Annotated in this window: 11 protein-coding genes; 4 read left to right on the plus strand and 7 right to left on the minus strand. The window is 74.8% G+C overall.

The genetic code is table 11. The features are described 5' to 3' along the window. Positions 1-39: 39 nt before the first annotated feature. Positions 40-933 carry a Bax inhibitor-1/YccA family protein gene (locus RBJ77_RS23555; RefSeq protein ID WP_372346825.1) on the minus strand — a complete coding sequence of 298 codons (894 nt, stop codon included), beginning with the start codon at positions 931-933 and terminating at the stop codon, positions 40-42. 333 nt (positions 934-1,266) lie between these two features. Between RBJ77_RS23555 and RBJ77_RS23560 the strand changes: the two genes are divergently transcribed. The 3 genes from RBJ77_RS23560 to RBJ77_RS23570 all read left to right on the plus strand — a co-directional run bounded on the left by RBJ77_RS23560 (position 1,267) and on the right by RBJ77_RS23570 (position 7,673). Next, positions 1,267-4,065 (plus strand): AAA family ATPase, encoded by a 2,799-nt coding sequence (locus RBJ77_RS23560; protein ID WP_372346826.1) that lies wholly within the window; start codon positions 1,267-1,269, stop codon positions 4,063-4,065. A gap of 97 nt (positions 4,066-4,162) precedes the next feature. Then, a complete protein-coding gene (locus RBJ77_RS23565; RefSeq protein ID WP_372346827.1) occupies positions 4,163-4,765 on the plus strand; it encodes an SRPBCC family protein in 603 nt (200 codons plus the stop codon). Between the two features lie 145 nt (positions 4,766-4,910). Next, a complete protein-coding gene (locus RBJ77_RS23570) occupies positions 4,911-7,673 on the plus strand; it encodes an AAA family ATPase (RefSeq protein ID WP_372346828.1) in 2,763 nt (920 codons plus the stop codon). Between the two features lie 21 nt (positions 7,674-7,694). Here the strand turns inward: RBJ77_RS23570 and RBJ77_RS23575 are convergent, their stop codons facing one another. Then, positions 7,695-8,525, minus strand: a complete 831-nt coding sequence (locus tag RBJ77_RS23575) for an alpha/beta hydrolase (RefSeq protein ID WP_372346829.1) — start codon at positions 8,523-8,525, stop codon at positions 7,695-7,697. Positions 8,526-8,739: 214 nt separating this feature from the next. On the opposite strand from RBJ77_RS23575, the gene RBJ77_RS23580 reads away from it, so the two are divergent. After that, positions 8,740-9,213 (plus strand): SsgA family sporulation/cell division regulator, encoded by a 474-nt coding sequence (locus RBJ77_RS23580; protein ID WP_372346830.1) that lies wholly within the window; start codon positions 8,740-8,742, stop codon positions 9,211-9,213. Positions 9,214-9,264: 51 nt separating this feature from the next. Here the strand turns inward: RBJ77_RS23580 and RBJ77_RS23585 are convergent, their stop codons facing one another. The 5 genes from RBJ77_RS23585 to RBJ77_RS23605 all read right to left on the minus strand — a co-directional run bounded on the left by RBJ77_RS23585 (position 9,265) and on the right by RBJ77_RS23605 (position 12,760). Then, positions 9,265-9,711 carry an acyl-CoA thioesterase gene (locus tag RBJ77_RS23585; protein WP_372346831.1) on the minus strand — a complete coding sequence of 149 codons (447 nt, stop codon included), beginning with the start codon at positions 9,709-9,711 and terminating at the stop codon, positions 9,265-9,267. Between the two features lie 206 nt (positions 9,712-9,917). Next, a complete protein-coding gene (locus tag RBJ77_RS23590) occupies positions 9,918-10,325 on the minus strand; it encodes an SsgA family sporulation/cell division regulator (protein WP_372346832.1) in 408 nt (135 codons plus the stop codon). A gap of 355 nt (positions 10,326-10,680) precedes the next feature. After that, entirely contained in the window at positions 10,681-11,046 is a 366-nt protein-coding gene (locus tag RBJ77_RS23595) for a response regulator transcription factor (protein WP_372346833.1), read from the minus strand. A gap of 278 nt (positions 11,047-11,324) precedes the next feature. Then, on the minus strand, positions 11,325-11,507 hold the full coding sequence (locus RBJ77_RS23600; RefSeq protein ID WP_372346834.1) for a hypothetical protein: 183 nt from the start codon (positions 11,505-11,507) through the stop codon (positions 11,325-11,327). After that, positions 11,504-12,760: a cytochrome P450 gene (locus RBJ77_RS23605; protein WP_372346892.1), complete on the minus strand. Its 1,257-nt coding sequence runs from the start codon at positions 12,758-12,760 to the stop codon at positions 11,504-11,506. Before RBJ77_RS23605 ends, RBJ77_RS23600 begins: the two co-directional genes overlap by 4 nt. Positions 12,761-12,830 lie beyond the last annotated feature (70 nt).

Raw genomic sequence — 12,830 nt, forward strand, 5'->3', positions numbered from 1 at the left:
GCTCACCCCTTCCCTCCGTCAACGCCGCAGAGGTGAGGGTCAGTGGGCGTCGTCGGCCGGGTAGAGCGTGAGCAGCCGTACGGTCTCCACGTACAGCCACGTCAGGGTCAGGGTCAGGCCGAACGCGGCCGGCCAGGCCTGGTCGCGGGGTGTGCCGTGGGTGATGCCCTCCTCGACCTGCTTGAAGTGCAGGGGGAGGAAGGACACCGTCAGGGCGATGCCCAGGAGCCCCATGACCGCGCCCAGGCCGAAGGGGCGCAGGCCCAGGCGTTCCGCTCCGACGAGGGCGACGAGGAACCAGTCGGCCCAGACGAGGACGACGAGGCCGAGCAGCGCCGATCCGGCGTGTCCGTAGCCCCGGTGGGTCGCCCGTATCCAGCGCAGGGCCCGCGCGAAGAGCGCGCCGGCGGAGGTCGCCAGGGTCGCGAGCACGGTCTGCACGAGGACGCCGGGCGAGAGGTGGCTGGAGACCGTGCTGGAGAGCACGCCGAGGAACACCCCCTGGAGCGCCGCGAACAGCAGGGACCGCCAGACCGACGGGCGGGCCCTGCGCCGCTGGAGCACCACCAGCGCCGCGGCGCCCGCTCCCGCGCCCGCGGCGACGCCGTACGACACGGCCGTGGGGAGTGCGGCGATCGGGAACACGGTCCAGGACAGGACGGCCGCGAGGCCGCAGGTGCCGAGTGCCGCCGCGGCACGGGGCAGCACGTCGTCCATGGTCAGCAGGTCGCCGACGAGGACGGGCGGCACGGCGGACGGGTCGGGCCCGCCCCGGTCCGGGTCCTGGCCCGCTCCGATCCGGTCCCGTACGACGGCGATCCCGGCACGCGGGTCACGGGCCGCCGTCTTCCGCCCGCCCCGCCGCGTGAACTGCGGCCGGGACAGGATCGGGTTGCTGCTCTTGAGCGAACGCTGCTGCTCGACCGGTGTCACGTCGGGTCCTCTTCTCTGTGTCGGGCCTGCCGCCCGCGGGCCCCCGGTTCGCGGGCCCCCGGTTCACAGGGCCCGTCTCCTCAGCCTGGCCCAGTGAACAAATGGCGCACATCCGTCACTTGACGGTGGGGCGTGACGGTGCGGCATGTCGGTGCGGGACGGACCGTGGCGGCCCGGAACGCGCCGGCCGCCGGCCGGACGGACCGGAGAAGAAGGCCTGGCGGGAGCGTCCTCTACACTCCGGTGCATGCAGGGGCCGCACGGGACCGGGAGCGGGCGCGGCCGGGTCCACGCGCCGCGTCGGACCCGCCTCGGCCGGCCGTGGGAGGCAGCGTGACGGATCGTCCGGACCCCGTGGTCCGCCCGGCGTCACCGCGGCTGGTCGGCCGGGTCGAGGACCTTGCGTACATCCGGTCCTTCCTCGGCAACGCCGACGTCCAGGGCGCGGCGCTGCTGCTGTCCGGCGAGGCGGGCGTGGGCAAGAGCGCGGTCCTCGACGCGGTGGCGCGGGACGCCGCGCGGCGCGGCGTCCGGGTGCTGCGGGCGGCCGGTGTGCAGTTCGAGGCGGACATCAGCTACGCGGGGCTCAACCAGCTGCTCGTGCCGCTCTTCGACGAGTTCGGCCGCCTGGACAATCCGCATCGCGACGCCCTGCGCGTCGCCGTCGGCATCGGGAGCGGGCCTCCTCCCGACCGGCTGCTGACCTCCACCGCCGTGCTGCTGCTGGTGCGGCTGCTGGCCGCCGAGACACCGTTGCTCGTCGTCGTGGACGATCTGCCGTGGCTGGACCGGGCGACCAATTCGGTGCTCGGTTTCGTGGCCCGGCGCCTGGTCGGCAGCCGGATCGGTTTCCTGGCCGCCTCCCGTACGGGCTCCGACAGCTTCTTCGAGGCCGGCGGCCTGACCGAGCACCGGCTGGGGCCGCTGGACGGCGCGGCGTCCGCCGAGTTGCTCGCCCTGGCCCATCCGGACGTCTCCCCCGCGGTGCGGCGCCGGATCGTCGCCGAGGCGCACGGCAACCCGCTGGCGCTGATGGAGCTGCCGGTGGCGCTCTCCAGCGAGCAGCGCGCGACCCTGGCGGCACTGCCCACGGTGCTGCCGCTGACCGAGCGCCTGCAGTCCCTGTTCGCCTCGCGGGTGGCCGAACTGCCGCCGAGCAGCCGGGAGTTGCTGCTGCTCGCCGCGCTCGACGGTACGGGCGACCTGGCCGCGATCGAGGCGGCCGCGGCGGGCCGGGCCGGGGCCGACGACCTCGCGCCCGCGGAACGGGGCCGGCTGGTGTCGGTGTCGGCGGGCAACCGGCGCCTCGCCTTCCGGCACCCGCTGATCGGCTCCGCGGTGGTGGAGCTGGCGACCGCGGCGGAGCGCCGCCGGGCCCACCGCGCGCTCGCCGCCGTGCTCGGCGACCAGCTGGAGCGCCGCGCCTGGCACCTGGGAGAGGCCGCGACCGGACCGGACGAGACGGTGGCGGCCCTGCTGGAGGAGACCGCGCGCCGCCGGCTGCGGCGCGGCGACGCCCTCGGCGCGGTCACCGCGCTGACCCGGGCCGCGGGGCTCAGCCCGGGCCCGGCCGACGAGAGCCGCCGGCTCGCCGAGGCCGCCTACGTCGGGGTGGACTCCAGCGGTGAACTGGCGGACGCCTCACGCCTGTTGGCGGGGGCGCGGCTGGTGCATCCCGACACCGGGCAGCAGTCGCTGCACGCGGCGGCCGCGGCCGCGTTCCTGCTCCTCAACACGGACGGCGACATCGCCACCGCGTACCGGCTGCTCGTCGGCGCGATCGAGGCGGGCGACCACGGCTTCGACGCCTCGGACCCCGCGCTCGTCGAGGCGCTGCACCTGCTGGTGCTGCTGTGCTGGTACGCGGGTGAACCCGCGCTGTGGCGGCCGCTGTTCGCGTTCGTGGACCGGCTGACGCCCGCGCCGCCCGACCTGCTGTGGGTCGCCACCCGGACCTTCGGCGACCCGGCGCGCACCGGCCCCGAGGCGCTGCCCCGGCTGGCGGAGCTGATCGCCGCGGTCGGGGACGACCCCACGCTCGTGGTGCGCGTCGGCACCGCCTCGGTCTTCCCCGACCGGCTCGGGGACTTCCGGTGGGCGACGCGCCGGCTGATCGAGCAGGGCCGGGCCGGCACCGCGCCCGTACGCCGCTACCTGGGCGCCCTGATGCACCTGGGCCTGGACTACATCCACCTCGGCCGCTGGGACGACGTGGCGCGGCTGGCCGCCGAGGGGCTCGGTCTGTGCGAGAGCCACGACTACCGCTTCTACGCCTGGTACTTCCAGTACATGGAGGCGGTCGTGGCCGCTTCGCGCGGCGAGGCGGAGACGGCGTACGCGCTGACCGAGGAGATCGTCCGGTGGGCGACCCCGCGCGGGGTGCTCGGCGCCCGGTTCTTCGCCTGTCACGCGCGGGCGCTGGCCGCCCTCGGGGCCGGCGACGTCGAGACCGCCTACCAGCAGGCGTGCGAGCTGAATCCGCCCGGGACCGTGGCCCCGTACGTCCCGATCGCCATGTGGAGCGCGCTCGACCTGGTGGAGGCGGCGGTCCGCAGCGGGCGGGCCGAGGAGGCCGCCGCCCACGCGGCGGCGGTGCGGGCGTCCGCGATGGCCGAGCTGTCGCCGCGCCTCGAGCTGCTGGTGCTGGCCTGCGAGGCGCTGACCCGTACCGGGGAGGAGTCCCTCGCCCTGTTCCGGCGCGCGCTGTCGCTGCCGGGGCTCGACCAGTGGCCGTTCGACACCGCGCGAGTCCGCCTCTTCCACGGCGAGCGGCTGCGCCGGCTGCGGGCCACGGCGGAGGCCAGGGACCAGCTGACCCGGGCCCTTGATGCCTTCCAGCGGCTCGGCGCCCGGCCCTGGCTGACGCGTACGGCGGCCGAGCTGCGGGCGAGCGGCCTGGCCGCGCCGAGCGACGCGCGGCCCAAGCCCGGCGCGCTGACCGCGCAGGAGCGGCAGATCGCCACGCTCGCGGCGACCGGGCTGACGAACAAGCAGATCGCGGAGCGGCTGCTGCTGTCCCACCGGACGATCGGCACGCACCTCTACCAGATCTATCCCAAGCTGGGCATCACCTCCCGGGCCGCGCTGCGCGACGCGCTCGCGGGCCTCGACGCCGATCGCGGCGACGACTGACACCGCTCAGTCATGTGACGTATGCCGGGGACGCGGCCCCGGGTCACAGTGAACGCCGGAACGCACGGATCCACCGGCGACGCGAGAGGGGAACGGCATGCCCGACGCCGCGGCCGGGGAACCGGACACCGGCCAGGACTTCCACTGGCCGTCGGGGTTCTCACCGGACGAGGCCCACGGTTACTGCCGGGCCGAGGCGCTCGTGCAGGCCCCGCCGCCGACGGTGTTCGCCCTGCTCGGTGACGTGCCGCGGTGGCCGGAATGGGCTCCGGGGATCACCCGGGTGCGGGCCGGACCGCTCGACCGGGCCTTCGACGTGGTCTCCCACGGGCGGCGGTTCGAGGTCTACGTGGGCGAGCACCTGCCGCCCGGGCGTCTTGGCTGGTCGGGGGTCGGCGCAGGTGTGCAGATGTACCAGGCGTGGCGCCTGACCGCCGTCGCGGGCGGCACCCGCGCGGTGACCGCGAGCGTGGTCCGCGGGCCGGCCGCCAGGTCGGCGCACCCGGTGTCCTCCGGGTGGGCGCGGCGACTGAACACCCGGTGGGTCGCCCGCCTGAAACGGTTCGCGGAGGACGACCGGGCCGGGCCCGGTCCACGTGTGAGTCGACGGAACGGTTCACACATGAGCGAGAGACATGCCGCACACGTCGAGCAGCATTTTTCGGACACACCGAATGACGAAACCCGCCGGTGCCTCTAGGCTTCTGCGCAGGGTGGGGACACACGGCGTGGGCACATGTGCCGAGCCGAGGTATTCACACCCACGGCGCTTGGCGCATTCAGTACGGGTGACCCCGACACATCTCGGGGCGCTCTCCTCCGGCGGGGAAGGATGTGGGGGGACGATGGAGTCGTTCGACGGGTCGATGGTGGGGCGCGAGCACGAGCAGGAGGTGCTGTCCGACTTCGTGCGGGGCACCGGCGCCCAGGCCCTCGTCCTGCGGGGCGAGACGGGCGTGGGCAAGAGCGCCCTGCTCGACCACGTCGCCCGGCTGGCCGGGGACGAGGACCACAGGGTGATCAGGGCGGCGGGCGTCGAGGCCGAGTCGGAGCTGCCGTTCGCCGGACTGCACCAGTTCCTCTACCCGCTGCTGCCCAGCATCGACCGGCTGGACGAGGGCCAGCGCGGGGTGTTCGACGTGGTCTTCGGCCGGAGCGGGGGCACTCCCCCGTCGGTCATGACGCTCGGCATCGCCGTCCTCGACCTGCTGTCGCTCGCCGCGTCCGAGCAGCCCCTGCTCCTGATCCTCGACGACGGCCAGTGGCTCGACACGTCGAGCACCGAGGTGTGCGGCTTCGTGGGCCGCCGGCTCACCGGCAGCTCGGTGCGCCTCACCGTCGGCCTCCGCTCCGACGTGCCCTCGGGCTTCGACACGGCCGCGCTGCCCCGGCTGCCGGTGACCACGCTCACGGACGAGGCCGCGCAGCGCCTCCTCGACCTGCGCCACCCGGGCCTCGCGCCGAAGATCCGCGCCCGCGTCCTGGCCGAGGCGCAGGGCAACCCCCTGGCCCTGCTGGAACTCCCGCCCCACGTGCAGCGCAGCGCCCTGACGGCGGACGACGAAGCGGCGCTGCCCGGCGGTTACACGGGCACCCCGCTGCCGCAGCGCCTCCAGCAGGTGTACGGCGCCCGCATCGCGGCGCTCGACGGCGCCGTGCGCGGGGAGTTGCTGCGCGGCGCCCTGGACGGCGGCGGGGCGGGGACGGCGACCGGCCGCGGCCGCCACCGCATGACGGGCGTCGACGAGGCGGCGGCCCGCGGCCTGCTCGACCTGGATCCGCTCTCCGGCGACTTCGTGTTCCGGCACCCCCTGGTGCGCTCGACCGTCGTGCAGATGTCGACGCCGAACGAACGGCGCGCGGCCCACCTGGCCCTGGCCGGGGTGCACCGCGACGACCTGGAGCGGCACGCCGTGCACCTGGCGGCGGCGACCGTCGACCCGGACGAGGAGGTCGCCGCCGTCCTGGAGGCCGCCGCGGACTCCGCGACCCGGCGCGGCGGCTCGCGGGCGGCCGTGGCCTGGCTGACCCGGGCCGCCGAGCTGAGCCCGGGCCGCGACCTGCGGGCCCGCCGGCTGGAGGACGCCGCGTTCATCGCCTCGCACGCCGGACTCCTCGACAAGGCACGGCAGTTGGTCCACCACGACGCGGTGGGCGGCTCCGCCGAGTCCCCGGCGGCGGTGATCGCGTCGGCCTACGCCGCGCTGTACGAGGACGGCGACGTACGGGCCTCGCACCACCAGGTGCTCGCGGCGATCGAGACCGCCAGGGACGCGGGCGTGACCGAACCGAACGACGTGCTGACCCGGCTGGTCAACCTGCTCCTCGCCATCAGCCAGTACACGGGCGACGCCGCCGCCTGGCAGCGCACGCACGAACTCCTCGGCTCGCTCGGCGACCTGGTGCCGCCGAACTCGCGGATCTACGAGGACGCGTGGGGCGACGTCGTCCAGCGGGGCGCCGGCGTACGGGAACGGGTGGAGCGCGCCTTCGCCGAACTGCGCGACCACGAACCGTGGGACATCACCCGCCTGGGCGCCGCCGCCTACCACGTGGACATGCTCGGCCCGTACCGTCCGCGCTTCCAGCGCGTCGTGGACCGGGAGGTGGAGACGGGCGCCGTGTCGACGGGCATGACCATGCTGCACCACATCATGCTCGACCAGATGGCGGCCGGTGAGTGGGACGACGCCGAGCGCACCGGGCAGCGCAACCTGGAGGTCACCACCTCCCACGGCAACGTGCTGTTCGCCCAGCACACGCGCGCGTACCTGGGACTGCTTGCCGCCCTGCGCGGCCGCGGCGACGACGCGCGCGAGCTCCAGGCCGGCGTCGACGCCTGGGCGCGGCCGCGCGGGGTCGGCTTCCTCACCCAGATCGCCGACGCCATCGGCACCACGGCCGCGCTCGCCGACGGCGACTACGAAGCGGCGTACCTCCACGCCATCGGCATCACCCCGCCCGGCACGTTCGCCGCCTACGCGCACCAGGCCCCCCGCACCCTCCTCGACCTGGTCGAAGCGGCCCTCCACACCGGCCGCACCGAACAGGCCCGCCGGCACGCCGTCGCCGCTCGTGACGCCGGGCTGCCCGCCGTGTCGCCGCGCCTCGCGCTCGTCACCGAGGGCGCGCTCGCGCTCACCGCGACCGACCCCGGCGAGGCGGAGGGCCACTTCAGGCGGGCCGAGGCGCTGCCGTCCGCGGCCGGTTTCCCGTTCGAACTCGCCCGTATCCGGCTCGCGCACGGCATCCACCTGCGCCACACCCACGACCGCAAGGCGGCCCGCGTCCCGCTGACCGCCGCCGCCGAGATGTTCGAGCGCCTGGGCACACCGCCCTGGACCGAACGCACCCTCGCCGAGCTCCGCGCCACCGGCACGCCCACGCCCAGCGGGGCCACCCACCTGACCGAGCTCACCTGGCAGGAGCGCCGCATCGCGGACCTCGCGGCCGGCGGCCTCACCAACAAGGAGATCGGGGCACGGATGCACCTGTCGCCGCGCACGGTCAGCTCCCACCTGTACCGCGTGTTCCCCAAGCTCGGCATCACGTCGCGGGCCGCGCTGCGCGACGCCCTGGGGAGGCTGCCGGCGGACCAGCACGTGTGACCCGTGCCGGTCCGCCGGGCGTCAGTGCTCGGCGGGGCCGCCACGGATGCCCTGCTCGTGGAGCCAGCCGAGCACGTGGTCGGCGACGGACCGCCAGCCGTCGTCGATGACGAGCGAGTGGGCCCGGTTGGCGAACTGCTTCAGGTCGGTCACCGCCGCCGTGTCGCCGTAGAGCTTGTACACGGCGCGGGTGGCCTCGTCGGGGACGAACCGGTCCTCCTGGCCCGAGACGAGCAGGAGCGGGCCGCGCGCCGAGCGGCCGACGTCGGCCACGGCCGCGGGACCGCGCGGCCCGGCCGGCCGGCCGAGGTCGGTGAGCAGCCGGTACGACGTCGGCACGGCGAACGCCTCGTGGAGGCGGCCCGCCTCGGCCGCGGTCAGGGTGTTCGCGACGAAGTGGTGGAACTGTTCCGGGGTCAGCGTCACCAGACCCTCGCCGGGGGCGCCCCGGTCCGGGGGCGGCAGCGGAACGCCGGCGGCCGGGACGTCGCTGACGGGGACGTCGTTGACGGGGACATCGTTGACCGGGACCGGCGCGATGGCCACCGCGGCGCGGCCGATGTCGGACGTGATGAGCTGCTGGGCCACGAGTCCGCCCACCGAGTGCCCCACGATGACCGGCGCGGTGTCGAAGGAGCGCACGATGCCCGCGTAGTGCTCGGTGAGGTCGTCCAGGCCGAGGGCGGCGAGTCCGCCCGGCGCCGCCCGCAGTTCCCCCACGGTGGCGGCCTCGCCCGGCCAGCCGGGCGCGACGGCGCGGAACCCCCGGCCGGTGAAGCGTTCCACCCATGGCTCCCAGGACAGCGCGTGCAGCCACGCGCCATGGATGAACACCACGGGAGTACGTTTCACGGTTGGCTCCTGTCGACCACGATCGTCCGGCGCCGGCATCGGCGCGGCGGCGCCCGGTTCAGGATCGTCCAGGCGCGGCCCCCGGACGACAGTCGAATGACTGAACCTGGCGTGACGGAGCGATCCCGCCGGTCAACTTACTTATGTGCGACGTCCCGCGGAGCACGACAGTGGTGCGCGTCAGCTTCCTCCCGCAGGGAAGGATCCATCCGTCATGAGCGGCTATCCACCAGGTGTGCAGGCCGGCCCGAGGGCGCCGCACGGCTGTCTCCGGCTGGCCCTGGACATCGAGCGCGTCCTGGACGTCCGCGCCCGCCAGGCGATCAGGGCCGAGTTCCGGTTCGACCCGGGGGACCCGCTGACCGTGGCGGTGGAGCTGACCATCGACGGCGGCCGGTCCGTCCTGTGGCGCATCGGGCGCGACCTCCTGCGGCGCGGCCTGGACTCGGTGAGCGGTCTCGGCGACGTACGGATCCGGCCGTCGGGTACGTCGGGTACGTCGGGCCGGAGGACCGCGCGGCTCCGGCTGGCCCGCGGCGACATGGCCGCGCTGTTCGAACTGCCCGTGTCCCCGCTGGCGCGGTGGCTCGACCGCACCTACACGCTGGTCCCGGCCGGTCAGGAGCTCGCGGGCGTCGACTGGGACGTGACCGCGGCGGATCTGCTCGGCGGCGATCCGCCGCGCTGACGCCGGGCCCGTCCGCAAGCCCTCTCCGGGGCGGCCGCTGCCGCCCCGGTGTCAGCGCCTGGTCCCGATCGTCTCGCAGTCGGCCGCCCGTGCCTCTTCCATGAGGGCCCGCAGGCCGGCCGGCGGCGGGGCGATCCGGCGGGCCTGCACGTCGACCCACGCGCCGAGCGTGCGGACGACGGCCGCCCGCTCCCCGCCCTCCCGGGTGAAGACGTGCTCGAAGCGCCAGCGCGCCCGGTCCGCGGACAGTCCGGCGATCCGCGACGTGACCGTCACCGCGTCGAGCGGGAACACCTCGCGCAGATAGCTCACTTCCTCACCGAGCGAGACGGCGGCGAGGCCCGCGCCCCGCAGCTCCCGCGGCCCCCACCCCGCCTCGACGAGGAACCCGAGCCGGGCCGTGGCGGCGTACTCCAGGTACCGCGTGTTGCGCAGATGACCGTTCAGGTCCACGTCGTCCCACCGGACCTCGAAGGACTTCTGCCATTCCGTGGGCATGACCGCACCCGCCTTCCGTCTCGTGGCCGACGACCGCTGTGTGCCGTCGGCCGATGGACCCCTCCCCTCCACGTGGGCGAGGCACCCGCGGGTTCAGACACGTATCTCACTGCCGACGGCGGCGAGGTGTCTTCCGCCCGGCGGGTCGTCGCGCTTGGCCGTCCGTCCGGCGATGGGCCGGGTGCCGTGGGGCGCGGTGCGGCGGGTCATTCGGTGAGCTCGGCGACGAGCGCGTCCCAGTCCACGCCGTCGAGTTCGGTGCCGGGCGGCACCAGCGCGTAGGTGTCGGCGAGCCACTCGGCGACGGGTGCCGCGTCGATCTCGACGAGTGCCCGGCGGGCGCCGCCCAGCAGCACCTGGAACGCGTCGGGGTCGCCGCCCTCGCCGTGCACCGGCCAGAGCGCCACGTCCCCCTCACCGGTACGGGCGGTCATCCCCTCGGCGAGCAGACTGCGGGAGAACACCCAACGCACCGAACGCGTCCCGTCGGTGGTGAAGTCCAGGGTGACGGCGAGCGGGTCGTGGGAGTCGTACACGAAGTCGCAGTCGAGCGCGAGGGCGAGCTCGTCGGTCACCCATTGCGTGACCTTGAGGGAGAGGTGGGACTGGGGCACGGCTGCCTCCTGGGGCACGGCCGGTCGACCGGCCTGGACGGGTGAGTGGGGCGGTTCCCGCGGAGGTCCGCGGGGGCCCGCGCGGGATGATGCTGCGGATGTCGGCCGACGGCGGCCGGGACCGGTCCGTGGAGCGCCAGTCTGTGACGGCGTCGCAGCAGGGTCTGTCGTGTGCTCCCTCGGACCGGCTCGGGGCTGCCCCGGGCCGGTGCAGGGCCTTCCCCACAAGGGGTTCGGCGGCAGGCCGGTGACCTGCCGCGTCGCGCACGCGCAGCGGGGGCTCAGCCGGACGGCTTCGGGCCGGCGGCGGGTGCCGGCGGTGCCGCGCCGCGCCGGGCGGCAGGGGCCGGGAGGTTCAGTTCGCCGCGGGCTCGAACAGCCCCCGCAGATCGGCGTCGAACAGCTTGTCCTTGGCCACGAACGACGTGATGCCCGCGCCGCGGAGTTCCTCCTGCGACCACAGGGACTTGTCGGTGGAGGTCAGGACGATCCGCGGCGGCGCGTCCTCCTCGGTGAGCCTGCGGGCCACGCTCAGCCCGTCCACGTCGGGCAGGTGCAGATCGAGCAGCAACCCGTCGGGGCGGTGCGTACGCACCGCGGCCACGGCCGAGGCACCGTCCCAGGACTCCGCCACGACCCGCAGGCCGCGTGCGCGCAGCAGCAGGGTGGCGATGCGGCGGAATCCGGGGTCGTCGTCGACGACGACGATGTCGATGCACATGGCCTCAGCATGCCCAACGGCCCGAAGGCGCGGCCATAGGGGGAGCCCTACGGTTTGTGTAAGGCGCAGCCGGATCGGATCCGTCGGTTGCGGTCACCCGTCACGCCCCCGCGCGGCCCCGTCCGGGCCGCTCCGCGCCCCCAGGGGGCCTTCTCCATGTCGTGCGCCATGTGCACACCTCTCACCCTTCGCCGGTGGTGAACGAGTCCGCCGCGGCGAACACCCGGTCAGCGTCGGGGAGCGGACCTCGTTCACACATCCGTCGAATGACTGCAGGCTCAGAGGAACGCGCCGAGATACGTGGCGGCCATCTGACGCAAGGTCTTCGCCGTGTACTCCTCCGTCTCGCGTCGTTCGGCGTCGGGTTCGCGCCGGTCGTTGCAGTTGACCCGGTCGAGCAGGTCCTGAAGGGCCTCCTGCTCCTTGCTCAGCCGGACCGCGGAGTGGTCGCGGCGGCTCATGACGTCCCCCTGCCCGTGGTGCGGTAGCGCACCGGAAGGGCCACCACGCCCCGCACCATGCCGGCGGGGAACCACTCCAACGAGGCCGCGGGCACCGCCAGTTCGAGGGCGGGGACACGGGTGAGGAGTGTGTGCAGGGCGACGCGGGCCTCCAGGCGGGCCAGCGGGGCGCCCAGACAGTGGTGGATGCCGTGGCCGAAGGCGAGGTGGCGGGCCCCGCGGCGGGTGACGTCGAGCGCGTCCGGGTCGCCGTCGTCGGCCTGCGGCAGGGCGCGGCCGGCGGACGACAGGGCGACGGCGACGACACCGCCCCGGGGGATCCGTACGCCGCCCAGCTCCAGGTCCTCGGCCGCGTACCGGTTCGTGGTGCGCTCCACGGACGGGTCGTAGCGCAGGAACTCCTCGACGGCGTCGGGCAGCAGCTCCGGGTGGTCGCGCAACTGCCTCAGCTGGTCGGGGTGTCGCAGCAGGGCCAGGACGGAGTTGCCGAGGAGGTTGACGGTCGTCTCGTGCCCCGCGATGACCAGCAGGGCCGCGGTGCCGACCAGTTCGTCCTCCGAGAGGCGGCCGTCGTCCTCGTCGCGCGCGGCGACGAGGACGGACAGCAGGTCGTCGCCCGGCGCGCGGCGCTTGTCCTCGACCAGTTCCCGCAGGAATCCGTGCAGGCTCGCCACGGCGGCGGCGTACTCGGGGTGGCCCACCTGGAAGGCGAGGGTCGTCCAGCGCCGGAAGTCGGAGCGGTCGGCCTCGGGGATGCCGAGCAGCTCCGCGATGACCGCGACGGGCAGCGGCGCGGCGAACGCGTCCACCAGGTCCACCTCCCCGGCGGGCGGCAGCGCGTCGACGAGCCGGTGGGCGATCTCCGTGATGCGCGGTTCCAGCGCGGCGGTCCGCTTCGGCGAGAAGGCGGCGGACACCAGGCGGCGCAGCCGGGTGTGCTCGGGCGGGTCGGACTCCAGCATGTTGCCGCCGAGGCCGGTACCGCGCCGGTGGCCGAGGAAGCCGGCGGCGTCGAGCATCGCCGCGGCCGGGGCCGGGTCCTTCAGGAGTGCCGGGTGGGTCAGCGCTTCCCTGGCGACGTCCGGGTCGACGACGATCCACCCCGTGATGCCGGGGAAGAACTGCGCCGGGTGGACGGGTCCCCCGGCCCGCAGCCGCGCGAACCGCCGGTGGGCGTCCGCCTTGAACTCCGGGCCCATCACGACGGGCTCCGCCGGTGCGCCGACGGGCGGCGGCTGCTGATACGTGTCCATGTCCATGTGTGTTCCTCGGTGAAAGGTGTTTCCTGGAACACGCAGAACGTCCCCATGCGGGTTCATTCGT

Source organism: Streptomyces sp. KL116D, from assembly GCF_030766975.1.
Lineage (GTDB): Bacteria > Actinomycetota > Actinomycetes > Streptomycetales > Streptomycetaceae > Streptomyces > Streptomyces longispororuber_A.